The sequence below is a fragment of the Comamonas sp. BIGb0124 genome (assembly GCF_003752175.1).
Classification (GTDB): Bacteria; Pseudomonadota; Gammaproteobacteria; order Burkholderiales; family Burkholderiaceae_C; genus Comamonas_F.
In genome coordinates this window covers 74,187-99,351 of the sequence record NZ_RJVF01000016.1, presented here as the reverse complement: position 1 = coordinate 99,351, position 25,165 = coordinate 74,187, and the positions used below count along the sequence as shown (strand labels likewise).

The 25,165-nt window shown below is 67.2% G+C and carries 24 protein-coding genes; 7 read left to right on the top strand and 17 right to left on the bottom strand.

Features of this window, described 5'->3' with window-relative positions; all coding sequences use genetic code 11:
• Positions 1-60: 60 nt before the first annotated feature.
• The 3 genes from phnN to EC845_RS21395 all read right to left on the bottom strand — a co-directional run bounded on the left by phnN (position 61) and on the right by EC845_RS21395 (position 4,001).
• Positions 61-2,217: a phosphonate metabolism protein/1,5-bisphosphokinase (PRPP-forming) PhnN gene (gene phnN, locus EC845_RS21405; RefSeq protein ID WP_123300405.1), complete on the bottom strand. Its 2,157-nt coding sequence runs from the start codon at positions 2,215-2,217 to the stop codon at positions 61-63.
• Positions 2,214-3,047 carry a carboxylating nicotinate-nucleotide diphosphorylase gene (nadC, locus tag EC845_RS21400; RefSeq protein WP_123300402.1) on the bottom strand — a complete coding sequence of 278 codons (834 nt, stop codon included), beginning with the start codon at positions 3,045-3,047 and terminating at the stop codon, positions 2,214-2,216. The genes phnN and nadC overlap by 4 nt, the downstream gene beginning before the upstream one ends.
• Positions 3,048-3,179: 132 nt before the next feature.
• Positions 3,180-4,001 carry an FRG domain-containing protein gene (locus EC845_RS21395; protein ID WP_123300400.1) on the bottom strand — a complete coding sequence of 274 codons (822 nt, stop codon included), beginning with the start codon at positions 3,999-4,001 and terminating at the stop codon, positions 3,180-3,182.
• A 144-nt stretch (positions 4,002-4,145) separates the two neighbouring features.
• Here EC845_RS21395 and EC845_RS21390 point away from each other — a divergent pair, with 144 nt between their 5' ends.
• The 5 genes from EC845_RS21390 (at position 4,146) to EC845_RS21370 (ending at position 8,568) form a co-directional block, all read left to right on the top strand.
• The gene (locus EC845_RS21390) at positions 4,146-4,724 is read left to right on the top strand and encodes a MarR family winged helix-turn-helix transcriptional regulator (RefSeq protein WP_123300398.1); all 579 of its coding nucleotides are present in this window, start codon (positions 4,146-4,148) and stop codon (positions 4,722-4,724) included.
• 383 nt (positions 4,725-5,107) lie between these two features.
• Positions 5,108-6,103, top strand: a complete 996-nt coding sequence (locus EC845_RS21385; RefSeq protein WP_123300396.1) for an ABC transporter substrate-binding protein — start codon at positions 5,108-5,110, stop codon at positions 6,101-6,103.
• Between the two features lie 22 nt (positions 6,104-6,125).
• Positions 6,126-6,995, top strand: a complete 870-nt coding sequence (locus EC845_RS21380) for an ABC transporter ATP-binding protein (protein WP_233598212.1) — start codon at positions 6,126-6,128, stop codon at positions 6,993-6,995.
• A complete protein-coding gene (locus EC845_RS21375; protein WP_123300395.1) occupies positions 6,985-7,815 on the top strand; it encodes an ABC transporter permease in 831 nt (276 codons plus the stop codon). Before EC845_RS21380 ends, EC845_RS21375 begins: the two co-directional genes overlap by 11 nt.
• 21 nt (positions 7,816-7,836) lie before the next feature.
• Positions 7,837-8,568 (top strand): ABC transporter permease, encoded by a 732-nt coding sequence (locus EC845_RS21370; RefSeq protein WP_123300393.1) that lies wholly within the window; start codon positions 7,837-7,839, stop codon positions 8,566-8,568.
• A gap of 61 nt (positions 8,569-8,629) precedes the next feature.
• On the opposite strand, the gene EC845_RS21365 is transcribed toward EC845_RS21370, so the two are convergent.
• From EC845_RS21365 to EC845_RS21310, 12 genes are all read right to left on the bottom strand, one after another.
• Positions 8,630-9,250, bottom strand: coding sequence for a nucleotidyltransferase family protein (locus EC845_RS21365; RefSeq protein WP_158615750.1), 621 nt, complete (start codon positions 9,248-9,250; stop codon positions 8,630-8,632).
• Between the two features lie 47 nt (positions 9,251-9,297).
• A complete protein-coding gene (locus EC845_RS21360) occupies positions 9,298-10,338 on the bottom strand; it encodes an XdhC family protein (protein WP_123300389.1) in 1,041 nt (346 codons plus the stop codon).
• A 28-nt stretch (positions 10,339-10,366) separates the two neighbouring features.
• Positions 10,367-11,152, bottom strand: a complete 786-nt coding sequence (locus tag EC845_RS21355) for an ABC transporter ATP-binding protein (RefSeq protein WP_123300387.1) — start codon at positions 11,150-11,152, stop codon at positions 10,367-10,369.
• The gene (locus tag EC845_RS21350) at positions 11,149-11,934 is read right to left on the bottom strand and encodes an ABC transporter ATP-binding protein (protein WP_123300385.1); all 786 of its coding nucleotides are present in this window, start codon (positions 11,932-11,934) and stop codon (positions 11,149-11,151) included. Before EC845_RS21350 ends, EC845_RS21355 begins: the two co-directional genes overlap by 4 nt.
• Positions 11,931-13,877, bottom strand: coding sequence for an ABC transporter permease (locus tag EC845_RS21345; protein WP_123300382.1), 1,947 nt, complete (start codon positions 13,875-13,877; stop codon positions 11,931-11,933). The genes EC845_RS21350 and EC845_RS21345 overlap by 4 nt, the downstream gene beginning before the upstream one ends.
• 180 nt (positions 13,878-14,057) lie before the next feature.
• Positions 14,058-15,284, bottom strand: a complete 1,227-nt coding sequence (locus EC845_RS21340; RefSeq protein ID WP_123300380.1) for an ABC transporter substrate-binding protein — start codon at positions 15,282-15,284, stop codon at positions 14,058-14,060.
• Positions 15,285-15,559: 275 nt separating this feature from the next.
• Positions 15,560-16,036, bottom strand: a complete 477-nt coding sequence (locus tag EC845_RS21335; RefSeq protein ID WP_123300378.1) for a MarR family winged helix-turn-helix transcriptional regulator — start codon at positions 16,034-16,036, stop codon at positions 15,560-15,562.
• Positions 16,037-16,219: 183 nt separating this feature from the next.
• A complete protein-coding gene (gene holA / locus EC845_RS21330) occupies positions 16,220-17,284 on the bottom strand; it encodes a DNA polymerase III subunit delta (RefSeq protein ID WP_123300376.1) in 1,065 nt (354 codons plus the stop codon).
• Between the two features lie 12 nt (positions 17,285-17,296).
• A complete protein-coding gene (gene lptE, locus EC845_RS21325) occupies positions 17,297-17,848 on the bottom strand; it encodes an LPS assembly lipoprotein LptE (protein WP_123300374.1) in 552 nt (183 codons plus the stop codon).
• 58 nt (positions 17,849-17,906) lie between these two features.
• Complete coding sequence (leuS, locus tag EC845_RS21320; RefSeq protein WP_123300372.1) at positions 17,907-20,573, bottom strand: leucine--tRNA ligase; 2,667 nt, start codon at positions 20,571-20,573, stop codon at positions 17,907-17,909.
• 193 nt (positions 20,574-20,766) lie between these two features.
• Positions 20,767-21,564: a 4-hydroxy-tetrahydrodipicolinate reductase gene (gene dapB / locus EC845_RS21315; protein ID WP_123300370.1), complete on the bottom strand. Its 798-nt coding sequence runs from the start codon at positions 21,562-21,564 to the stop codon at positions 20,767-20,769.
• A gap of 73 nt (positions 21,565-21,637) precedes the next feature.
• The gene (locus tag EC845_RS21310) at positions 21,638-22,186 is read right to left on the bottom strand and encodes an outer membrane protein assembly factor BamE (RefSeq protein ID WP_123300368.1); all 549 of its coding nucleotides are present in this window, start codon (positions 22,184-22,186) and stop codon (positions 21,638-21,640) included.
• A gap of 182 nt (positions 22,187-22,368) precedes the next feature.
• Between EC845_RS21310 and fur the strand changes: the two genes are divergently transcribed.
• Positions 22,369-22,818 (top strand): ferric iron uptake transcriptional regulator, encoded by a 450-nt coding sequence (fur, locus tag EC845_RS21305; RefSeq protein ID WP_123300366.1) that lies wholly within the window; start codon positions 22,369-22,371, stop codon positions 22,816-22,818.
• Positions 22,819-22,929: 111 nt separating this feature from the next.
• Here fur and hprK read toward each other — a convergent pair whose 3' ends face one another.
• Both hprK and EC845_RS21295 read right to left on the bottom strand, forming a co-directional pair.
• Positions 22,930-23,880, bottom strand: a complete 951-nt coding sequence (gene hprK, locus EC845_RS21300; protein WP_123300364.1) for an HPr(Ser) kinase/phosphatase — start codon at positions 23,878-23,880, stop codon at positions 22,930-22,932.
• Positions 23,881-23,902: 22 nt separating this feature from the next.
• Complete coding sequence (locus EC845_RS21295; protein WP_123300362.1) at positions 23,903-24,373, bottom strand: PTS sugar transporter subunit IIA; 471 nt, start codon at positions 24,371-24,373, stop codon at positions 23,903-23,905.
• Between the two features lie 95 nt (positions 24,374-24,468).
• Here EC845_RS21295 and EC845_RS21290 point away from each other — a divergent pair, with 95 nt between their 5' ends.
• Complete coding sequence (locus EC845_RS21290) at positions 24,469-25,044, top strand: phosphatidylglycerophosphatase A (RefSeq protein ID WP_123300360.1); 576 nt, start codon at positions 24,469-24,471, stop codon at positions 25,042-25,044.
• The last annotated feature ends 121 nt before the right edge of the window (positions 25,045-25,165 follow it).

The following is a 25,165-nucleotide window of genomic DNA, read 5'->3' as shown; positions in this document are numbered from 1 at the left end:
TTCGGGGGAAAGCCGCATGGTTGGCGATGCGGGCGCACCGGGCGCCCGCATCGCGTCACTTCACGCCATGTCGCCGCCGGCCACGCGAACACCGCCGCCTGGCACCGCAGCCGCCTGGGCCAGCACCGACTGCAGCAGCGTCTCGCTGGCCGCGTGAACGCGGTACAGGGCCTGTCCGGCCTGCACCGTGTCGCCCACGCCGCACAACAGGTCGATGCCCGCGCCCGGGTGCTGCGGCGCACCGGCCGAGCGCGCCAGGCCGGCGACGGTCCAGCCGTCGATCTCGACGACACGGCCCGAACACCCGGCATCGATCTCGGCCGAATGCGACGCCGGCGCCACCGCTGCGGCCGGCCCCTGGGCCGCCACGATGCGCGCCAGGGCCGTCTGCGCCGCGCCGCTGTCCAACAGATGGCGGGCCACCTCCAGCCCGCGCTCGACCGAGCCGACGGCCGGATCCCAAGCCAGGACATGCGCCGCAAAACGCAAGGCCTTGGCCCGCAGATCGTGCGGTGCGGCCGGATCGCGCGCCAACACCTGCTGCACGTCGCGCACTTCCAGCGCCGGACCGATCCCTCGGCCGATCGGCCGCGTGCCGTCGGTGGCCAGCGCACGCACCGTCAGTCCCAGCCCCCGGCCCACCTGTTCGAACAAGGTGCAGAGCGCCTGCGCCTGGGTTTCGTCGGCTTGTTTGGTGTGCGGCCCGTAAGGCACATCCACCAGCAGATGGGTCACCCCCGCCGTCACCTTCTTCGACAGGATGGAGGCGACCGACCAGGCCCCGGTCTCCAGCCCCATCGGGCGGGTGATGCGGTTCATCACGTCGTCGATCACCGAATGGCTGATGCGGCCGTTCCAGGCGATGCAGGCCCGTGCCTCGCGCACGCAGCGCCGCACGTCCTGCGGCGACAAAACCACGTTGGCCAGCACGGCCATCGCATCGGCCGTGCCGGCTGCCGACGTAATGGCACGCGACGACGCCTTGGGCATGGCCAGCCCATGCGCCGCCACGATCGGCACCACGACGAGCGTGATGCGGCTGCCCGGCACGCCCCCCAGCGAGTGCTTGTCCACCACCATGGCCTCGTCCCACACCATGGGCTTGGCCAGCCGGGTGCGGGCCTGCGCCAACGCCAGGGTCTCGTCGGCATCCAGCGCCCGCGTCGTGGCCACCAGAAACGCCGTGAGCTCGGCTTCGGTGTAGCGGCCATCCAGCGCATCGAGAAACACCGCCTCGTATTCGGATGCCGCCAGCCGCCCGCCGCGTAGCTTGTGCCCCAGCCAGGTCCGGCTGCTGGCCTCCAGCGTGGGCAGCACACGCACCGTCTGCCCCTCGTCCAGCCCCAGACGCTGCATCAGGCCGGAAGGCAAGCCCAGCTCGCCCGTCTGCAGCGCAGGAGCGACCTCGGCGAGTACATCCTGCGGCGCTGCCGACACGCAGGTCGCCACCCGTGCCTGCACATTCGCCTGCAAGGCCGCCCGCATGCGAACCGGCTCGTGCGGATGCATCCGGGCCAGCACCCGCACATCGGCCAGCGCACCGGCCGGCCCTTGCAGACGCAGGCGGCTGGCGGCCGGCCAGCTCGCGCAAGGCGCCAGCACCAGGCTTTCACCCCCCGTGTCCAGACCCAGCCGGCGAACCACGCGGTTCGTCACGGGCTGGCTCAGCACCTGCAGAAAACGGGCGATGCCTTGCGCCGGATCGCCGTCGTTGACCACCCGCTGGCGCAGCAGGCCGGTCGGCAGGGGATCGACCTGGCGGGCCAGACGGGCCAGTACCTCCTGGGCCGTCTCGCGCCCGCGTCCGGCAATGCGCCGGGCCAGCACTTCGGGCGGCGCGCAGACCTCGACCACCACCAGGCCGGGCAGGCGTTCGGCAAGCGTCGCCACCATGGCACGCGACCCGTTGGCCACCACGTGCGAGCCCGCAGCCAGCACGCCCAGCAAGCTCGCCGGCAGGCCGTAATCCAGGCCATGGGCACGCCAGGTCATCAGGAAATCGCCCGCGGCCCGGCGCCTCTCGAAACCTTCGGCCGTTTCGGCCTCGTGGTCCTCGCCCGCCGCGCCGGCCGGCCGGGTGATGACCCGGCGTGCAAACACATAGGGCCGGCCGGCCAGGGCCTGGCGCGCGCCGTCGATCAGCGTGTCCTTGCCCGCACCGCTGGGGCCCACGACAAAAAAGAAGGTCCCTGCGGCGGCGGACCGCTCGGTGCTCATGCTTCGTCCAGGCCGATGTCCACGGCCGGGGCCGACTGGGTGATCTTGCTGGTCGAGATGTAGTCCACGCCGGTCTCGGCGATGGGACGGATGGTTTCCAGGCGGATGCCGCCCGAAGCTTCCACCTTGGTGCGTCCGGCCACGATCGCCACGGACTCGGCCATGTCGGGCAGCGACATGTTGTCGAGCATGATGACGTCCACGCCGGCCGCCAGCGCCTCGCGCACCTGGTCGACGCGATCGCACTCCACTTCCAGCTTGGTCAGCACCGGCAGCTTGCGGCGCACGCGGGCGACGGCCTCGGCAATGCTGCCGCAGACGGCGATGTGGTTGTCCTTGACCATCACGCCGTTGTCCAGCGCCAGGCGGTGGTTGAGGCCGCCGCCGCACAGCACGGCGTGCTTCTCGAGCATGCGCAGGCCGGGCGTGGTCTTGCGGCTGTCGATCAGCTGGGCGCGTGTGCCTTCGATGGCCTGCACATAGCGTGCCGTCTCGTTGGCAATGCCGCTCAGGCGCTGCATGAGGTTGAGCGCCGTGCGTTCGGCCGTCAGCACGCTGCGTGCGCTGCCCTTGACCGTCATCAGCACCTTGCCCTTGCCCACACGCTCGCCGTCCGCCACATGGACCTCGACCGCCAGCGTCGGGTCGTATTTCTGGAACACCCGTGCGGCGATGTCGATGCCGGCGACGATCAGGCTCTCGCGTGCATTCATCACGAAATGACCTTGCTCGGTGGGCTCGATCATGGTCTGCACCGTGAGGTCGCAGGCGCCGATGTCTTCGGTCAGCCACAGGTCGATCAGTTTTTCAGTTGCGTAGCGGTCGTACATGGTTTGCTTTCGTTGCGGATTTTTCGTTGAGACGAGGAACAGGTTCCAGTTTAACTTAGAGATCGAATAAATTTAAAGCGTTTTTTTGCGCTCTCGTCCAGCCCCTGCGGACCGGCACGCATGCGTCGGGATTCAGTCTGTCGACAACCTCTGCCGGTAGTCCACGATGAGCTGCTCCCAGACCATTTCCAGCTCGTAGCCGATCGAACGCGCCAGCCCGTCGAGCCCGGGAAACAGCGTCGCCGCCGTGATATTCATGCGGTAGAGCGCACGCAACGCCTCCTCGCGGACCTGCGCCGGCAAGATGAACTTGCGCAACAGCGGTTCGTCGCTGTCGTAGCCTGCCAACAACGTTTCGAGCGGCACGTCCAGCATGCCCGGAACCACCAGAATGCCCGACTGGGCGACCAGCCGGGCATCCATCTGATTGGGCTCGCCAAACCAGACCAGGCCATGGTTGTTGTTGGCGAAATAACGCTGATAGTTCCCCGGCTTGCGCAGGTCGATGACATCGCGGTGCAGCGACGGATCGAAGCGTGGCGCGGCTTTCCAAAGCGCCGGTGTATTGAGCGCGAAGACCGCTGCATCGCCCTGCAGATGCCAGAGCGCGAAGAAGGCCGCCACGAACGGCGACTTGGTGAAATCGACCAGCCGCGTGGGCGCGCCGTGATGCTGCATCAGCGCCAGGCAGCGCAGATCGTCTTCCAGCACCGAGCCATCCTGCAGGTACACATGGGCCTTGCGCCGGAACACCCGGATCGCACGTTCCTCGCGCAGCGGCCACAGCGTGGTGTCCGGGCAGTAACGTGCCAGATGGCGGGTGAGCGAACTCACGAGCGGCCAGTCCTCGTTGGGCTGGCCACGGAAAACCCAGCCTTCGAGCTGGTCGGCGGCCTGGGCGAAATCGGCCCAGCTCGAGAGCTTCACGTGTTGAATGGTCTGGTCGGAAAGCATACGAAACCTTCTCACAATCTTCGATATCTACACATGCAAAAAGCAAGCCAGCAGGTTTTCCGTTTCGGGCTGCAATGCCACCCCGATACGAAGCGGACAAGATATCATCTCCGACATCCTTAGATTACTGAGCAACAGCAACCCATGGCCCGTCCATCCAAGAAACAGACCCGGCTCTCGAACCCTGCGGAGCAGGCCGAGGCCCTGGCCGCCGCCGTCGACCAGCTGGCCCACGAACGTGTTGCCCACCTGGTCAAGGACGCTGCCCGCGCCTTCATCCGCAGCCTGCAGATCCGGCTCGTTCCGCATACCGTGAGTTACGGCCACTGGACGATTCTGCGCGTGCTGTGGGATCAGGACGGCCTGTCCCAGCGCGCCCTGGCCGAACGGGCCGGCGTCACCGAGCCCACCACCTTCACGGCGGTCAAGTCGCTCGAAGGCCTGGGTTACGTCGAACGCACCCACTTGCCCGGCGACAACAAGAAGGTCCACGTTTTCCTCACCAAGCAAGGCCGCGCCCTCAAGAAGAAGCTGGTCCCCCTGGCCGAACAGGTCAACAGCGTCAGCATGGCCGGCATCACCGAGGCCGAGATCGAGACCACCCGCAAGGTGCTCATCGCCATGGCCTACAACCTGTCCCGCGACGAGCAGGCCTCCGGCGAGCTCGGCCAGCGCATGCCCTCCACCCAGGAGCTCGGCCGCCTGATGACAGCAGCCAACTGAGGCCGCTGCACGGCCCTCGAGCCGGCTGCTCCGGCTGCCTCGGTGCATGCGCCCCACAGCCGTGCCGCATGCACCGAGAAAGCACGCACAAGCGCGGCGCATGCACCACAAGACACCGCAATCGGGCGGCCTACCGACCTTTCCGACCCCGGTCCACCTCGAAGATCCCGACCCTCAAGGCATCTCGAAAATAATATAAGACATCTAAGTTATTGATTGGATTGACGACAAAACGACAATCTTCGTTTTTTCAATCGATATCTAATGTTGGCACATGGCTTGCATGCAGCCCCGGTACTCGCCTGTACACGCTGCATCGGAACACACGCCGGCGCATGCGTGGAGGCACAGGAACCTGTCTTCCACTTCGTTTCGAGGAAACCATGCAGACCTTCGTCAAGCGCTTCCGGGCCGCCCTGTGCGCGTCCTTCGTGATGTCCGCCGCCCTGGCCGCTCCCTCCGCCGCCAACGCCGAGGAAATCTCCGTCACCCAGTGGGGCAGCAGCCTTTACGGCCTGCCCTACGCCGTGGCGATGGACCAGGGCCTGTTCAAGAAGGCCGGCATCGACATCACCGGCATCCTCACCTCCGGCGGCGGCGGCACCACCGTGCGCAACATCCTCGCCAGCAAGCTGCCGTACGGCGAAGTCGCCGTCTCGGCCGCGCTGGCCGCGCAACGCCAGGGCCTCGATGTCGTCATCGTCAACACCGGCACCCGCAGCGTGGCCGAAGCCACCCTGGTCACCCTGCCGGATTCGCCCGTCAAGGACGTCGCCGATCTGGCCGGCAAGAAGGTGGCCATCACCTCGCCCAAGGGCGTCTCCGAAATGCTGCTGCTGATGGTGCTCAAGGAAAAGGGCGTCGACGCCGCGCAGGTTCAGCGTGTCGCTTCGGGCGGCTACGTCAACGGCCTGACCATGCTGGAACAGAACGCCGTGGCCGGCGCCGTGCTGATCGAGCCCCTGTCCATCGTGCGCAAGGACAAGTACCGCACCGTCTACAACGCCGGCGCCGTGCTGCAGCCCATGACCACCTCGGTCGGCATCACCACCCGGGCCTTCGCCAAGGAGCACCCGGAAAAGCTGCGCGCCATCATCGAAGGCCGCCAGGCCGGCGTGCGCGCCACCTATCGCGACCCGGCCGCCGCGGCCAAGCTGCTGGAAACCAGCTTCAAGCTCACGCCCGAAGTCGCACGCGAAGCCGTCGACAACATGGTCAAGTCGCGCATGTGGAGCGAAGGCGAATTCGACCAGGTCGAACTCGACCGCATGACCGACGGCCTCAAGCTCATCGGCGAACTCAAGGACAGCGTGGACTGGACCAAGCTGGTCGACAGCAGCCTGTTGCCGCCCTCGGTCAAAGCCAAGAGCAAGCTCTAACGCCAGCGCCGAGTAACGCCTCATGACCATCCACAGCACCGCCCGATCGCCCTCGCCCATGTCCGCCGACACCCCCCACCTCAGCGTGGTCCAGAAGGAAGCCCATGCCACGCTCAGCGGCGTGACCCGCTACTTCCAGAAATCCGACAGCAAGGAGCTTTTCCACGCCCTGGGCCCTATCGACCTCACGCTCCACAAGGGCGAGTTCTTCTCCGTCGTCGGCCCCTCGGGCTGCGGCAAGTCCACCCTGCTCGACACGCTCAGCGGCCTGGCCACGCCGACCGACGGCGCGGTGCTGTTCGAAGGCCGCGAGATCAAGGGCGTGCCCGACGGCGTGGGCGTGGTGTTCCAGGAAGACGCCTCCTTTCCGTGGCTCAACGTGCGCGACAACATCTCGTTCGCCCTGCGCATGGCCGGCATGGACGGTGCCGAGGTGCAGCGCCGCGTCGACTATGCCCTGGCCTTCATGGGGCTCAAGGACTTCGCCCGCGCCTATCCCGCCCAGCTCTCGGGCGGCATGCGCCAGCGCGTGTGCATCGCGCGCACCCTGGTCCAGCAACCCCGCCTCATCCTGCTCGACGAACCCTTCGGTGCACTCGACCAGCAGACCCGCCTGCTCATGGGCGACGAGCTGCTTCGGCTGTGGCGCGAAACCTCGGCCACGGTGCTGCTCATCACGCACGCACTCGACGAGGCCGCCATGCTCTCCGACCGCGTGGGCGTGATGTCCTCGCGCCCGGGCCTGTTCATCGACATCGTCGAGACCGGCTGGGAAAGGACACGCGACAGCCGCATCGTCTCCACGCCGCGCTTCGGCGAAGTCAATGCACGCCTGTGGGAAAAACTCCGGGTCGAGTCGCTCAAGGTGATGGGAGCCGCCCATGGCCACTGAGACCGCCGCCCCGCCCCGCGATACGGCCCGCCGCAGTCCCGGCCGCCGCAGCCGCAGCCTGTCGGGCTGGCTGCTCCAGGACAACGTGCTGCGCGTGATCGTGGTCGCCCTGCTGATCGCAGGCATCGAACTGCTCTGCCGCATCGGCGTGATCCAGGCCACGACCATGATCCCTCCCTCGGCCATGGCCGGCCACGCCTGGACGCTGCTGCAGAACGGCAAGTTCGACCACGACATCGCCTCCAGCCTCTTCAACATCGGCGTCGCCACCGTGCTGGCCGTGCTGCTGGGCTTCACCTGCGGCCTGTTCGTGCACACGGTGCCGCCGCTGCGTGCCGCGCTCGAGCCGCTGCTGGCCAGCTACTACGCCGTACCCACCTTCATCTTCTACCCGGTCTTCATCGTGGTGCTGGGCGTGGGGGCCGCGCCCATCATCGCCATTGCCGTGCTGCTGGCGATCGTCACCATGATCACCGCCACGCTCAACGGGCTCGACCGCATCCCGCGCGCCCTGCACAAGACGGCGCGGGTGCTGCGGCTGTCGCCCTGGCAATCGGCCGTGCGCGTCAAGCTGCCGGCCGCCCTGCCCCACCTGTTCACCGGCGTCAAGCTGGTGGTGGCCTACGCCTTCATCGGCGTCATCGCCTCGGAATTCATCCTCTCCGGATCGGGCATCGGTTATGCCATCGGCTACGCCTACAACAACTTCGAGAACGACGACATGTATGCGCTGATGTTCCTCGTGCTGACCACGGTCACGCTCGTCAACATGGTGCTCAACACCCTCGACCGGCGGCTGCAGTCCCGCCTGCACCGCTGAGTCCCCGCCCGAAGGAAACGCATGAAAAACCTCACGCAATATGGCGGACTCGCCGCCGCGCTCGTCGTGGCCTGGCAAATCCTGCACTGGATGGTCGGCGGCGGCTCGCTCGCCTCGCCCTGGGAAACCGTGCTGGCCCTGGCGGAGATGCTGCAGACCACCGAGTTCTGGCTGCACGTCGCGGAAACCGGCCGCGCACTGGCCTACGCCCTGCTCATCGGGCTGGCCGGCGGCCTGGTCCTCGGCCTGATCCTCGGCGTCAACCGGCTGGCGCGCGACGTCACCGAGCCCATCCTGCTCAATCTCTACGCCGTGCCCAAGGTCACCCTCTACCCGCTGGTCCTGCTGGCCTTCGGACTGGGCCTGTCGGCCAAGGTGGCCTTCGGCGTGATGCACGGCATCATCCCCATCATGGTCTTCACCATGAGCGCCATCCGGCAGATGCGCCCGGTCCTTCTGCGTGCCTCGCAGTCGATGCGGCTGACCACGCGGCAGTCGATTCTTCACGTGGTGCTCCCCGCCATCCTGCCCGATGTGGTCTCGGGCCTGCGCCTGGCGTTCTCGCTGACGCTGCTGGGCGTGCTCATCGGCGAGATGTTCGCCTCGCAACGGGGACTGGGTTATGTGCTGACCAATGCGATGAACCTCGGCGACATCCGCACCATCATGGCCGTGGCGCTGTTCCTCACGGTCTTCGCACTCACCTGCAACGGCTCGCTGATGCAGGCCAGCAAGCGCCTCTCGCATCGCTGAGGCCGCGGCCCGGGGCCCGGGGCCCGGCAACGGCCGGGCCGCCGAGCGCCGGCGGATGGCATCAGGCGTCCGCCGGCACATCCACATCCCGCAGCACACCGGCATCGTCGACCGGCACCCGCAACGCCGCCGACCAGTCCAGCGCACGGCGAACCCCGTCGTCTCCGCTGAGGCCCACCAGCCGCTCGTAGAAGACCTGGGGAACGAGGCGCGGATTGCCCGGCTGCCCCGCATGCACCGGCAGCACCAGCTGCCCGGGATGGCGGCGCCAGGCCTGCACGAGCCGCTCCAGCGTCTGCACCTGCACATCGCCCATGTCGGCCAGCGCCACCAGCATGGCCGGCGCCGCGCCCACCTGCGGCAGGGCCGACGAGAGCGAAGCGGCCAGCCCCTGGCCGCGTGCAAAGGACCAGGCCACGCCGGCGCCATGGGCCCGGCTGCACAGCAGGCCCCAGGCATCGCCGGGCGGCAGCACCACCACCACCCGTTCGCAGACCGACAGCAGCGGCCGCAACGCCGCCTCCATCAACGTCGGGCCGCCGCGCCATGGCAACTGCCGCTTGTCGCGGCCGAAGCGCCGTGCGTGACCGGCGGCCAGCAACACCCCGACCACGCCGGCGGCCGGGCGGCCGGGGGAGTCGAGTTCGTCGCGTATCGGATCTGAAAAGGTACAGGCGGGCATGCCGGCATCATCGCGCATGGCGCGCGCGCCCGCTGCCAGGGGCGTATTCAGGCCCGGCAGATCCCGCCAGCCAGGGCGGGCGACATCGGCCGCTCGCTGCGGCGCCCGACCGGCCCCGCCGTCGGCAAGGCCTGCTGGCAGGCCAGCAGTTCACCGGCCACCGACACCGCGATCTGGGCCGGGGTCCGCGATCCCAGGGGCAATCCCGCCGGACTGTGCAGGCGCGCCATCTGCGCGGCCGTCACATCGAACATCGACAACCGCTCGCGGCGCTTGGGCGCACTGGCGCGCGAGCCCACGACGCCGACGTAGAAACACGGCAGGGCCAGCGCCTCGATGAGCGCAAGATCGTCGAGCTTGGGATCGTGCGACACGGCCACCACCGCCGTGCGCGCATCGCAGCCGCACCCGCGGATCAGGTCGTCGGGCATGGCCTCCACGAGCGCCACGCCGGGCACCCGCCACACGGCACGATAGGCCGCGCGCGGCTCGCACACCGTCACATCGAAATCCAGCGTCAGCGCGATCTGCGCCAGATAGGCCGCCACGTCGTTGGCGCCAATGAGAATGAGGCGGCTGGCCGGGCCCAGCACATGGCTGTGTCCGCCCGCATCGCTCACCAGGCCGGGCCGGTCGCCGCTGCCGGCCGGCGCCAGCTCGACCCGGCCGTCGGCATAGTCCAGCGTCCGGACCACGGTCTGCCGCGCCCGCAGGGCCTGCACCAGATGCGCAAGCGCATCGTCCTCCAGCCCATACTCCACGCTCAGGTGCACCTGCTTGCCGCAGGGCAGCCGCAGACGGGCCTGCTCGGCTTCGTCCTGTCCGTAGCACAGGCGTTCGCAGCGCGGCAACGCCACATCCGGGGCCTGCGCCCAGCGTGCCATCACATGACGCGTGAGGACGTCTTCGACACAGCCGCCAGAAACCGACCCCGCCACCGCGCCGTCTTCGCGGATCGCCGCCAGGCTGCCGGCCGGACGCGGACTGGTCCCGTAGGTATCGAGCACCGTGACCAGCACCGCACGGCACCCCGCGCGTTGCCAGGCCAGCAGTTGCGCCAGCACGTCGAGGCTCTGGTCTTGCATCATGGCGGGTTCCGCGTCGGGTTTCCGGTGCCTACACCGTCAGGTAGGCCCGCCGCACCTCGTCGTTCGCGGCGAGTTCGGCCATGCTGCCTTCGTACTTGATCTGGCCCTTCTCGAGCACATAGGCACGGTCGGACACCAGCTCGGCAAAGTGCACGTTCTGCTCGGACAGCAGAATGCTCGCGCCCTTGGCCTTGAGCGCCAGGATCATGTGCGCCATCTGTTCGACGATCACCGGGGCCACGCCCTCGGACGGCTCGTCGAGCAGCACCAGGAACGGGTTGCCCATGAGCGTGCGAGCCACCGTCAGCATCTGCTGCTCGCCACCGCTCATCTGTCCGCCCGGCCGGTCCTGCATGGCCCCCAGGTTGGGAAAGAGCTCGTAGAGCGCCGCAGGCGTCCAGTTCAACGCCTCGCTGCCGTCGGGCCACAGGCGGTCGGGCTGGCGACCCACTTCCAGGTTCTCGGTCACCGTCAGGTCCGTGAACACCCGCCGGTCCTCGGGCACGAAGCCCAGGCCCATGCGCGAGACCTCGAACGGTGCCTTGGCCGTGATGTCCTGCCCCAGGAAACTCACCTGCCCCTGGCGCCGGCTGAGCAGCCCCATCACCGCCTTGAGCGTGGTCGACTTGCCCGCGCCGTTGCGGCCCATCAGCGCCACCACCTCGCCGCGGCGCACATTCAGCGCCACGTCGAACAGGATGTGCGCCGCACCGTACCAGGCGTTGAGGCCGCTGACCTCGAGCAGGGCCTGCTCGCCCGGCGTGGCCGCGCCGAACACGGCCGGCCGGCTTTGTTGATCGAGCACTGCGTTCATGCCGTGGCCTCTGCTTTCTGTTGCTCTTTCTCGAATGTCTTGCCGCTGCCGAAGTACACCTCCTGCACCTTCGGATGGTTGCGGATCTCCTGCGCGCTGCCCTCGGCGATCAGGCGGCCCCGCGCCAGCACGATCATGCGGTCGGCATAAGCGAACACCACGTCCATGCTGTGCTCCGTGAACAGCACCGCCATCTTGCGCTCGATCACCAGGCGCTTGGTCAGCGCCATCAGATCGTTGCGTTCCTTGGGCGCCATGCCCGCCGTGGGCTCGTCCATCAGCAGCAGCTTGGGATCGTTGGCCAGTCCCATGGCCAGTTCCACCCGCTTGACGTCGCCATAGGCCAGCTCGCTGCACGGCCGGTCGGCCTGCGGGCGCATGCCCACCTGCTCTAGCAGCGTCAGCGCCTGGTCGCGGAACTGCGAAGCCGCCGGCTTCCACAGTCCAAAGGTGCGGCCCTGATGCGACAGCAAGGCCATCTGCACGTTTTCCACCACCGTCAGCGAGGCAAAGGTGGCCGCGATCTGGAAGGTCCGGCCCACGCCCATGCGCCAGATGTCGCGTGGCTTCATGCCCACCAGCTCCTGGCCGCCGAGCTTGACCGAACCGCCCGAGGCCTGCAGTTGCCCGCCCACCATGTTGAAGGTGGTCGACTTGCCGGCCCCGTTGGGCCCGATGAGCGCCAGCAGTTCGCCCTCGTGCAGGTCGAAGTTGATGCCGTCGACCGCGCGCACGCCGCCAAACGACTTGCTCAGGTCGCGTACTTGCAAAAGAGTCGTCATGCTTGTTTCTCCGCCGGCGCGATCGCCACGCCCGTCTTTGCGGGCGCAGCCCGGCGCGCCTGCCACCAATCGCCCACCTGCCGGCAGAAGCCCGCGATGCCCTGCGGGAACACCAGCACCAGCACCAGGATCACGCCACCGAACAGCGCACGCCAGTAATCCGTGGCGCGCATGATGTAGTCCTGCAGCACGTTGAAGGCGGCCGCGCCCACGATCGGGCCCAGCAGGGTCTGGATGCCGCCCAGCAGCACCATCACCAGCCCGTCGACCGACTTGCCGACGGCCATGGCGTCCGGCGAGATGCTGCCCTTCGAGAACACGTACAGCGCGCCGGCCAAGCCGCCGAACACGCCCGCCACCACGAACGCCATCCACTGCACGCGCTTGACGTCGATGCCGATCGCATCGGCCCGCAGCGCCGAGTCGCGGCCGGCCCGCAGGGCGTAGCCGAACGGCGCGAACAGGATGCGGCGCAGCAGGAACACCGACAGGCCCACCAGCGCCAGCGTCAGGTAGTAGTAGCTCGTGGCATCCAGCCACGACGAGGGCCACACGCCGATCATGCCGTTGGAGCCGCCCGTGAAATCGTCCCACTGGAAGACCACCGACCACACGATCTGCGAGAACGCCAGCGTCAGCATGGCCAGGTAGACCCCCGACAGCCGCACGCAGAACCAGCCGAAGACCAGCGCACCGGCACCCGCGATCAGCGGCGCCAGCGCCATGGCCAGCGGCATGGGCATGGTGGCCGCCTTGAGCAGCACGGCCGCACCGTAGGCGCCCAGGCCGTAATACGCCGCATGGCCGAACGAATGCATGCCGCCCGGGCCCATGATGAAGTGCAGGCTCACCGCGAACAGCACGGCCACCAGCACATCCTGCGTCAGCACCGTGGCATAGGGCAGCCAGCCCGACAGCAGCGGCAGCACCGCCAGCAGGATGAATACGCCCATGGCCAGCAGCTTGAACTGCGGCGACCCCGGCCGCAGCGGCGCCTCGATGGGCGCGGAATTGCGGCTGGCGCCTTGCGGCCGGCCCATCAGACCCCACGGCCGGAATACCAGCACCAGGGCCATCACCAGGAACTCCACCACCAGCGTGAGCTTGGAGAACGAAATCGTGATGCCGAACAGCGTGGTCGTGCCCAGTCCGATGCAGATGGCCTTGATCTCGGCGATCAGCAGAGCGGCCACATAGGCGCCCGGGATGGAGCCCATGCCCCCGACCACCACGATCACAAAAGCCTCGCCGATGGCGCGCAGATCCAGCATCAGGCTGGCCGGTTCACGCGGCAGCTGGATGGCTCCGCCCAGGCCGGCCAGCATCGCACCCAGCGCAAACACGCCGGTGAACAGCCAGGCCTGGTTCACGCCCAGGGCACCCAGCATCTCGCGATCCTGAGTGGCCGCCCGGACCAGCACACCCCAGCGGGTGCGGGTCAGCAACAGCCACAGCAAGCCCAGCACCAGCGGGCCGACCACGATCAGCAGCAGGTTGTAGGTCGGGTACTGGCGGCCCAGCAGGTCGATCGACCCGGCCAGACCGGGCGCACGGCGGCCCAGCAGTTCTTCCGGTCCCCACAGCCACAGCACGGCGTCGTTGACGACCAGGACCAGGGCGAAGGTGGCCAGCAGCTGGAACAGCTCCGGGGCCTTGTAGATGCGCCGCAGCAGCACCACCTCGACCAGCGCGCCGATGGCGCCCACGAGCAGCGAGGCCAGCACCAGGCTGAACCAGAAGCCCACGGCACCGGCCGGGCCCGTGCCCAGCCGCTCGACCAGCGAGTAGGCGATGTAGATGCCCAGCATGTAGAAGGAGCCGTGCGCGAAGTTGACGATGCGCGTGACCCCGAAGATCAACGAGAGGCCCGCCGCCACCAAAAACAGCGACGACGCTTCGGCCAGGCCGTTGAGCAGTTGGGCCAGAAAACCTGAAAAGTCCATGACAGTCTCTTGTACAGAGTGATGCGGCGGCCCGCCTGGGCCTTATTCCGGCCCCGGCAACCTCAGGCTGCCGGGCAGGATTCCCATGCGGAGCAAATACGATGCCGGCCCCGTGTGCGGGAGGCACCGGGGACCGGCACACAGCCGGATGCGGTCGGAAAAGAACCGGAATCGACCCGATCAGTTCGCCGGGCGCAGCTTGCGCACTTCGTCGTCCGACGGCAGCAGCTTCTCGCCGGGCACGTAGTGGTAGTCCACCATCACGCCCTTGCCGTCCTTGAGCGCGACCTTGCCCACGTACACGCCCAGCGTGGACTGGTGGTCGAGCGCACGGAATTCGATCGGGCCGTCAGGCGTCGCGACCTTCAGGCCGCTGAAAGCCTTGGCCATGGACTCGCTGTCGGTCTTGCCACCGGCGCGCTTGACGCCTTCGACCAGCGACTTGATCGTCGTGTAGCCGATGACCGAACCCAGGCGCAGCTCTTCCTTGCCGAACTTCTTCTGGTAAGCCGCCACGAACGCCTTGTGCTCCGGCGTATCGATGCTGTACCAGGGGTAACCCGTGACGATCCAGCCCACCGGCGCCTCGTCGCGCAGCGGCTCGAGGTATTCGGGTTCGCCGGTCAGCACGCTGACGACGGGAATGTCCTTGAACGTGCCGCGGGTCGAGCCCTCGCGCACCAGCTTGGCCAGGTCGGCGCCGAACAGCGCGTTGAACACCGCATCGGGCTTGGCATCCGAGATCGCCTGCACCACGCTGCCGGCGTCGACCTTGCCCAAAGGCGGGGCCTGTTCGGTCACGAACTCGATGTCGGGCTGCTGGGCCTTCATCAGCTTCTTGAAGGTATCGGCTGCGGACTGTCCGTACTCGTAGTTCGGGTAGACGATGGCCCAGCGCTTTTTCTTGAGCTTGAGGGCTTCGGGCACCAGCGAGGCCGCCAGCATGTAGGTCGAGGTGCGCAGGCGGTAGGTGTACGCGTTGCCGCTGCCCCAGGTCACCTTGTCGGTCAGCGCTTCGCTGGCCAGGAAAAACACCTTTTTCTGCTTGGCGTAGTCGGTCATCGCCAGGCCGACGTGCGACAGGAAGGTGCCCGCCAGCAGGTCGACGCGTTCACGCGAGATCAGCTCTTCGGCCAGGCGCACGGCCTCGCCGGGATTGGCGTTGTCGTCGCGCGTGACCAGTTCGAACTTCTTGCCGCCGACGCCACCGGCCGCATTGGCCTCCTCGAGCGCCAGGGCCATGCCCTGCTTGTACGCATCGAGGAACACAGGCTGGGCCTTGTAGCTGTTGATCTCACCGATCTTGATCGTGCCTTGCGCCCCGGCGGACACGCTGAAGACGGCGGCGCAGGCGGCTCCGAGCCAACGTGCGCGGGTGGACAAAACGGGGTTCTGACGAGTGCTCATGACATCTCCTAGCGAAATTGACGACGCCGGCATGCCCCCGCATGCCGTGCCCCTTATGCACACACCCAATATTCAATGTGTACGCTCAAAACTACAACGCAAGAAGCATTCCAGGCGTTGCCCCACCTTCAGCAATCAAAAACAGCACCGACTTGGCTTTTCTTTGATTTATCACAACAAAAATGCATGCAAATGGGCATTCAATGCACTACGCTGGTGCTTATTGCCGGTTCGAATTAAAAACCGTCCATTTGCACAATTCAAGCGTAAACACCCTAATTAGCCGATCGATCGGCGGCCGGTGCATCGCCGATCTCGGCCTCGCACATGCGGCGCAGCAGATACACCAGCGCCACCCGTTCGGCCGGGTTGAGCGGCCCGAACGTCTGTTCGGTGATCGTCTGCGCAAACGGCTCCATCTGCCTGACCATGTCGGCGCCCTCGTCGGTCAGGGCCACCACCACCTTGCGCCGGTCCGAGGGATCGTGGCCGACGTGCACGAGCTTGCGCACCTTGAGCCGGTCGATCACGCCGCGGATGGTCGCCTGGTCGATCACGGTGGCCTTGACGATGTCGCTCATCGAACTGCCGCCCTGGTCGCGCAGCGCACACAGCACGACGAACTGCGCCACCGTCAGTTGCGAATCGGGAATGAACTGCTGGAACAGCGCCGTGTGCCGCTGGTAGGCACGGCGCAGCAAATGCCCGACCTGGGCGGAAAAATCATATGCGGCAGGGTCAGTTTCAGTCATGCAAACATCCTATGTGATCGGCGCGGCGCGGGCGGCTCGCCCTTTCATGACGGCGGCGGCTCAGGCCTGCGGGTCGTCTGGACTAGCAAATGCCGAGCCGTCAATTATGCTGAAGATGAGTATAAATGAAGTCGGCACCGCCCCCTCGGCCAGCCGTGCGCGGCTGGCCTCTGTCAGGGTCTTTCAGGTGCTCGCGCGTTGGCCGGCCACGGCCTGGCACACCAGTGCGGCGAGCCGGTGCAGCGCCTGCCAGCTGTCGAGCGGCCAGTCGGGCGACTTCAGCCCCTTGACGATGCCGTCGACCCGCTGCGCCGCCGCCACCAGGCGGTCGACCTGCTGCTCGCTCAGGCGCGGCAGCGCGCGTTCGAACAGCTTTTCCTTGACGCCCCAGATGCGGTTGTCGCGCAGCGCCATGGGCAGCGGACGCCCTGCGCCCAGCGCCGTCTTCACACGCTTGAGCGCGCGGATGTCTTCGGCCAGGGCCCAATGCACCAACACCTCGGCCTCGCCCTCGGCCTGCAGGCCGTCGAGCATGCGCTGGGTGCGCACGAGGTTGCCGCTGAGCACGGCCTCGGCCAGCTTGAACACGTCATACCGCGCGACATTGAGCACGGCCGCCTCGATCTGTTCGAAACCGAGCTCGCCCGGTCCGTGCAGCAGCGCCAGCTTCTGGATCTCCTGGTGCGCCGCCAGCAGATTGCCCTCCACCCGATCGGCAAAGAACTGCAGCGCGAACTGCCCCTGCTCGCCGGCCACCACACGCTGGCCCTGCAGCGCCAGGCGCTGCGCGATCCATTGCGGCAGCGCGCGGCGATCGACCGCATCGACCTGCACGGTGGCGCCATGGGCATCCAGCGCGGAAAACCAGGCCCCCGTGCGGGTCGCCTTGTCCAGGCGCGGCAGCATGAACAGCAGCAGCGTGCCGTCGTTGCCCTGGGCCTGTTCGGCCAGTTGCTGGATCGCGACGCTGCCTTCCTTGCCCGGCTTGCCGGTCGGAATGCGCACCTCCACGATCTGCTTGTCGGCGAACAGAGACAGCGAGCCGCAGGCGGCCATCACCTCGCTCCAGTCGAAATGCGCCCCCGAAACCGTGTGAACGGTGCGTTCGGTATAGCCCTGGGCACGCGCAGCCTGCCGGATCGCGTCGCCGGCTTCTTGAATCAGCAGCGGCTCGTCGCCATGCAGGGTGTAGAGCGAGCGCAGGCCGCGCTGCAACTGGGCCGGTAGCTGGGGGGCTGGAATCTGCATGGGGCTACGCCATTACAGCTTCACGGCGGCCAGACGGCGCATGAGTTGCTGCACGAGATCGGCCTCCATGTCGCGGAACAGCGCCTGTTCTTCCATCTCCTTGGCCAGCGCGGCGCTCTCGGTGAAACTCATGTCGCGGGACTGCCCCAGCGGAGTCGGTCCGATCAGCAACTGGCCGTCCGCCGCCCGCAGCTGAAAACGCAGCGTGGAACGCAGCGTGAACTCGCGCGCCTCGCCTGCCGCGTTGTAGGTGGCCACGGTCTTGGCTCGCCGCTCTTCCAGCACATCCAGGATCACCTGGGCCTGCGCACGCTCCTGCGGCAGCGTCAGGATCCTGACGCTGGGCGCGCTGACGGCCATCGACTGCAGAAAGTACTCGCCCATATCCGACGTATCGGGAAAGCCCGAAAACAGCGACGAGAACGAGAACGTCATGACGCCACGCAGCTGGAAGCCGCAGGCCGAAAGGCCGGCCGCCGCAGCCGGCAACAGCGCCAGGCGCAGCAGCGAGCGGCGGGTCAGGGGCCCGGGAACAGGCAGGCGGCGCGAATCAGCAGAACTCATGGACATTCCTCAGGCGGACGCAAGGCGGAAAGACAGACGGACAGCCATGCGCAGTCCCTCAAATCACGATATTGATCAGGCGCCCGGGCACCACGATCACTTTCTTGGGCTGTGCACCCTCGGCAAACTTGGCATAGGCCTCGCTGGCCAGCGCCATGGCTTCGATCGCGGCCTTGTCGGCACCGGCGGGCACGCTGATCGAGCCGCGCAGCTTGCCGCCGATCTGCAGCATCAGCTCGATCTCGTCCTGCACCAGCGCGGCCTCGTCGACCGTGGGCCAGGGCGCGTCGAGCAGGTCGCCGAAGCGCGCCTCGTAGCCCAGCTCGCGCCACATCGCATGGGCGATGTGCGGCGTCACCGGATAGAGCGTGCGCAACAGGATGCCCAGGCCCTCGGCCGCAGCGGCCTGGCCACCGGCCGTTTCGGGCGACTTGTGGCCTTCCAGCGCGTTGAGCAGCTTCATGGCGCCCGAGACCACCGTGTTGTACTGCATGCGCTGGTAGTCGTAGTCGATCTGCTTGAGCACCGTGTGCACGTCCAGGCGCAGCGCCTTGTCGGCCTTGGCTTCCACGGCCGGCAGGCCCTCGAGCGCCGCAGCCACGCCACCCGGCAGCACCGCATGCAGCTTGGCGCCGTAGCCCCAGACACGCCGCAGGAAACGGTAGCTGCCTTCCACGGCCGAGTCGTTCCACTCCAGCGTGGCTTCCGGCGGCGCGGTGAACATCGTGTAGAGGCGCGCCGTGTCGGCGCCGTAGCGCTCGATGAGCTCCTGCGGATCGACCCCGTTGTTCTTGGACTTGGACATGGTGCCCACGCCCTCGTAGTCGATGACCGTGCCGACCGGCAGCGCGCCCACGGCGTTCTTGAGCCGCGCGCCCACGATCTTGCCGCCTTCGTCGAGCACGTGCTCGATGTCGTGCGGCCAGAAATACTCCTTGCCGCCCTTCTCGGTACGGCGCGAGTAGATATGGTTGAGCACCATGCCCTGCGTCAGCAGCTTGGTGAAGGGCTCGTCGACCTTCACCAGGCCCAGGTCACGCATCACCTTGGTCCAGAAACGTGCATACAGCAGGTGCAGGATGGCGTGCTCGATGCCACCGATGTACTGGTCCATCGGCATCCAGTAGTCGGCGCCGTCGGCCACCATGGCCTGGTCGTTGCGGGGATCGCAATAACGCATGAAATACCACGACGAGTCCACGAAGGTGTCCATGGTGTCGGTCTCGCGCCGCGCGGGCTTGCCGCAGCACGGGCAGACCACGCCGGCGTGGAAGGCTTCGGACTTGAGCAGCGGGTTGCCGCTGCCGTCGGGCACCAGGTCGGTGGGCAGCACCACGGGCAAGTCCTGCTCGGGCACGGGTTGCGCGCCGCAGTCCTCGCAGTGGATGATCGGGATGGGCGTGCCCCAGTAGCGCTGGCGGCTCACGCCCCAGTCGCGCAGGCGCCAGGTGGTCTTCTTGTCGCCCAGGCCCAGCTTGATCAGCTCGGCGGCCACGTCGTTGACCGCATCCTTGTAGCCCAGACCGTCGAAGCGGCCCGAGTTGACCGTGCGGCCCTGCTGCTTGTCGCCGTACCAGTCGGCCCAGCGTGTGCTGTCGAAGGTCTCGCCCTCGACTGCCACCACCGGCCGGATCGGCAGGCCGTACTTGTTGGCAAAGGCGAAGTCACGCTCGTCGTGCGCAGGCACGCCCATGACCGCGCCGTCGCCGTAGCTCATCAGCACGTAGTTGCCGACCCAGACCTCGATGCGATCGCCCGTCAGCGGGTGCGTCACGAACAGGCCCGTAGGCTGGCCTTCCTTGTCGCGCAGCGCCAGTTCGGCCTCGGTGGTGCCGCCCTTCTTGCACTCCTCGATGAAGCGCGCGAGCTCGGCGTTGTCACGCGCGGCGTGCTGGGCCAGCGGGTGCTCGGGGGCCACGGCGCAGAACGTCACGCCCATGACGGTGTCGGCACGCGTGGTGAAGACATAGAGGCGGCCATCCTGGATCGGTTGGCCGTCGTCGCCCAGGATCTCGTGCGGGAACGCAAAACGCACGCCTTCGCTCTTGCCGATCCAGTTTTCCTGCATCAGGCGCACGCGCTCGGGCCAGCCCGGCAGCCGGTTCTGCACGTGGTCCAGCAGTTCCTCGGCGTAGTCCGTGATCTTGAGGTAGTAGCCCGGGATCTCCCGTTTCTCCACCACCGCGCCGGTGCGCCAGCCCTTGCCGTCGATGACCTGCTCGTTGGCCAGCACGGTCTGGTCCACCGGATCCCAGTTCACGACCTGCGTCTTGCGGTAGGCAATGCCTTTCTCCAGCATCTTCAGGAACAGCCACTGGTTCCACTTGTAATAGGAAGGATCGCAGGTCGCCACTTCGCGCGACCAGTCGATGGCCAGCCCCATCGCCTGCATCTGCTTCTTCATGTAGGCGATGTTGTCGTACGTCCACTGCGCCGGCGGCACGCCGTTCTTGAGCGCGGCGTTCTCGGCCGGCAGGCCGAAGGCGTCCCAGCCCATGGGCATGAGCACGTTGTAGCCCTTCATGCGCAACTGCCGCGTCAGCATGTCGTTGATGGTGTAGTTGCGCACATGGCCCATGTGCAGCTTGCCGCTGGGGTACGGCAGCATGGAGCAGGCGTAGAACTTGTCCTTGCCGGCGTCTTCCGTCACGCGGTAGGCGTCGCGGGCGGTCCAGTCGGCGTGGGCGGCGCGCTCGATGTCTTGTGGATTGAAGGTGTCTTGCATGATCGTGATGGAGGTCGCTTCGCCGGTGCGAAGCCGGGCCGGTGTACGGGCCCTGGGAATTCCGTGGGGCGATTTTAGGCTGTGCGCGCGCGAACGCCGAATTGAGGCGTCCTCTCAAAAAAGAATGCCTTCACCCGGCAAGGGGCGAAGGCACGGCAGGGGCAGCCCGGCTGCCGGGGCGGGCACGGGCGCGTCAGCGCAGGCCCAGCACGTCGAACATGTCGTACAGGCCGCTGTTGCGCCCCGCCAGGAAACGCACCGCGCGCAGGCTGCCCTGGGCATAGGTGGCCCGGCTCGACGACTTGTGGGTGACCTCGATGCGCTCGCCCGTGCCGGCAAACAGCACGGTGTGGTCGCCCACGATGTCGCCGCCGCGCACGGTGGCGAAGCCGATGCTGGACGGGTCGCGCTCGCCGGTCACGCCATGCCGGTCGTAGACCGCGCAGTCCTTGAGATCCCGGCCCAGCGCCTCGGCGATGACCTCGCCCATCTTGAGCGCGGTGCCCGAAGGCGCATCGACCTTGTGACGGTGATGCGCCTCGACGATCTCGATGTCGTAGCCGGTCGACAGCGCCTTGGCCGCCATCTCGAGCAGCTTGAAGGTCACGTTCACGCCCACGCTCATGTTGGGCGACAGCACGATGGCGATGTCGCGCGAGGCTTCGGCGATCAGCGCCTTCTGCTCGTCGGTGAAGCCGGTGGTGCCGATCACCATGTTCACGCCCAGCTCGCGGCACAGCGGCAGAAAGGCCAGCGTGCCCTCGGGCCGCGTGAAATCGATGATCGCGTCGGCACCCGCCAGACCGGCACGCAGATCGGCCGTGACCGCCACGCCGCTGTTGCGGCCCAGGAAGGCCGTGGCGTCGCCGCCGGCCGAGGCGGCCTGCAGGCTCAGGGCGCCGCTCAGCGCGCAGTCATCGGCGGCGCTGACGGCTTCGATCAGGGTGCGACCCATGCGGCCGCTCACGCCGGCAATGGCGATCTTGTGCATGCTTATCTCTGTTCGTTGTCGATGATGGAAAACCGAAGGCGCGGACACGGGCGTACAGGTCGCCCGTCCGCCCTCAGGGCTCGAGCGGGGGGTAGCTCTGGCGCGCCGGACCGGTGGTGCCGGGTGCCGGCGCATTGGCGGCGGGCTGGCCGGCCTTGGGCTCGAACGACTTGAGCTGGCCGGGCGTCGCCGACAGCTCGGGCACCTTGACCTTTTCAAGCGGCGGCTGGACCAGCGTCGCGAACTCGGTCTCGCTGGGCAGCGAATCGCCCTCGAAGCGGGTCAGGCGATCGCCGTCGAAAAACACCGTGAACTTGCGTTCCAGGGGCTCGATGCCCTGGCGCCGGATGGTGAAGACGTAATCCCAGCGGTCCTGGTGGAAGACGCTGGCCAGCAGCGGCGTGCCCAGCAGGCCGCGGACCTGGTTGCGGGTCATGCCGGGCTGCAGCTGTTTGGCTTGCTCGGCCGTCACGACGTTGCCCTGGATGACGTCGGCCTTGTAAGGCGTCACCCAATCCACCAGCCGATGGCTGGCGCGGTCGGCGGTGGAGCAGGCTGCGAGCAGCACACACAAGCCCAGAGGCAGGATGACACGGGCTTTGCGGAGGAGAAAAAAAGACATAGCCTCAATGTGACGATATGATCGACCCATTGTAGCGGCAGCTTGTAAAGCCTCTTCGAGCCCGTGGTTCCGCGTGGTTTCAAGAGGTTTCACACCCCGAACATCGGGCGGCGGGCCTGCACCGCCCCGCTGCATCCAGACCTGATCCAGACCACAAGATATCCCCCGACTAGGGCACATCCATGAGCAACAACATCGAAGAACTCAAGAGCACCGGCCTGAAGGCCACGCTGCCACGCTTGAAGATCCTCGAGATCTTCCAGAAGGGCCCGCAGCGCCACATGACGGCCGAAGACGTCTTCCGCCTGCTGCTGGACGACCGCTCCGACATCGGCCTGGCCACCGTCTACCGCGTGCTCACGCAGTTCGAACAGGCCGGCATCCTGAGCCGCCGCAATTTCGAAAGCGGCAAAGCCGTCTACGAACTCAACGAAGGCCAGCCGCACGACCACCTGGTGTGCACCGCAACCGGCCATGTGGAAGAGTTCTACGACGCCGAGATCGAAAAGCGCCTGCAGGCCATCGCCAAGGAACGCGGCTGGACGCTGCAGGACCACACCATCGTCCTGTACGGCCTGGCCCCCGACTACAACCAGGGCAAGGTCGACCTCAAGGGCAAGGCCAAGGGCTGATCCCCTCAGGCATCGGCCTCGACGGCAAAGCGGCGCTCAGGGCGCCGTTTTTTTTGTCCGGGCCCGATGGCCCTCGGATGCCATGGCGTCTGCCCTGGCGTTCGCGCCGGGCTAATCGCCGCGTTCCATGGCCTTGCGGTGGCGCTCGACGAACTGGTCATAGGTATTGATGCCGCGCAGCTGCAGGATGGCGTTGCGCACGGCAGCCTCGACCAGCACGGCGATGTTGCGCCCGGCCACGACCTGGATCACCACCTTGCGCACGGGCACACCGAGCACGTTCTGGGTCAGCGGCTCGTGCGGCAGGCGGTCGTACTCACGCTCCAGCGTTTCGCGCCGCACCAGGTGCACGATCATCTTGAGCCGCATCTTGCGGCGCACCGCGGTCTCGCCGAAGATGGCCTGGATGTCGAGCAGGCCGATGCCGCGCACCTCGAGCAGGTTCTGCAGCAGATCCGGACAGCGGCCTTCGATCGTGGTCTGGTTGATGCGGTAGAGGTCGACGGCATCGTCGGCCACCAGCCCGTTGCCGCGAGAAATGAGCTCCAGCCCCAGTTCGCTCTTGCCCAGGCCGGACTCGCCGGTGATCAGCACGCCCAGGCCCAGAATGTCCATGAACACGCCGTGCATGGTGGTGCGGTCGGCGAAGTGCTTGGAGAGATAGGCCCGCAGCACATCGATCACGAAAGCGGCGGATTCCGGCGTGGCGAACAGCGGGATCTGCGCCCGTTCGCACATGGCCAGCAGGATGTCCGGCGCGGACTGGCCATCGGCCAGGATCAGCGCGGGCGGCTCGAGTGTCAGGATGCGCGAGATGCGGCGCGCCGTATCCTCGGGCGTATCGGCCGTGATGTGCGCCAGCTCGCGACCGCCCAGGATCTGCAGCCGGTAGGGATGGATGTAGTTGAGGTAACCGACGAGATCGGCGCCCGACGTCGCTTCGCGCACCGCGACTTCGTCGAAACGGCGCTCGCTGGCGCCTTGACCCGCCAGCCACTGCCACTGCAGCGAAGCCCGGTGATCCTCGAACAGCGCATCGGCACTGACGGCCGTGGGTTTCATGGATACACCGTCGACAAAAAAATCAGGCCGCGGTAACCGTCGGCTGCCAATTGGCAATCAGACCGTAGAGAGTGGCCACATCGCAGGCGCTGCGGATCTTTTCGCGCAGCACGCTGTCGCTGAGCAGTTCGGCGATCTCCGAGAGGATCTCCAGGTGCTTCTGCGTGGCGGCCTCGGGCACGAGCAGGAAGATCAGCAGGTTGACCGGCTGCTCGTCGGGGGCGTCGAATCCGATGGGTTTCTCGAGGCGCAGAACCGCGGCCATGGGCGACTTCAGCCCCTTGATGCGGCCATGCGGAATGGCCACGCCGTGGCCCAGCCCGGTCGACCCCAATCGCTCTCGCGCGAACAGGCTGTCGGTCACCAGCGCGCGGCTCAGCCCGTGCTGGCTCTCGAACAGCAGGCCCGCTTCCTCGAAAGCGCGCTTTTTACTGGTGGCATCCACGTCGACGAGGACCTGGGCCAAGGGCAGGATGGCAGAAAGTCTGTTCATAAGCTTGTGCCGCGATTATGCACCCAGTGACCGGATCCATGGCAAGCATCGCATGCCGCTGGAGCGGCCCCGTGTTTTGTCGCGACAATATCGGCATGTCACTGTTCAAGCCGCGCGCCTCCGCCACCTCGCCCGACCCGACCCGACCCGAGTCGCCCCCCGCACCTCAGGGGCCGAAACTCGACGGCCGTTTCCTGTGCGCCCACCCGGCCCACCTGGTGGCATTGGCCTTCGGCGCCGGCCTCTCGCCCATCGCCCCCGGCACCGTCGGCACGCTGTGGGCCTGGGGCGTGTTCGAGCTGCTCAATCTGCTGCTCAACGAGGCGCAGATGGGCTGGCTCATCCTGGTCTCGCTGCCGGTGGGCTGGGTGGCCTGCACGGCCACGGCGCGCCACCTCAAGCGCGACGACCCGGGCGCCATCGTCTGGGACGAGGTCGTCGCCTTCTGGCTGGTGCTCTGGCTCATCACCCCGGCCGGCTGGCTGGCACAGCTTTGCGCCTTCGTGCTGTTCCGGTTCTTCGATGCAGCCAAACCGCAGCCCGTGCGCTGGGCCGACCAGACCTTCAAGGGAGCGGGCGCACGCGGCGGCTTCGGCATCATGTTCGACGATCTGGTGGCCGCCTTCTGCACCTTGCTGGTGATTGCCGCCTGGCGTTTTGCGGTGTCCTGAACTCGTCCCCGCCGTTTTTCCCGGTCATGGCAAACCGGGCCCGGCCGTGCGTCAGCCCCGCGTCAGTGGCCGGTCACGCTTTGCGCGAGAATGGACCGTCCTCGCGTCATCTGCCGAAAGC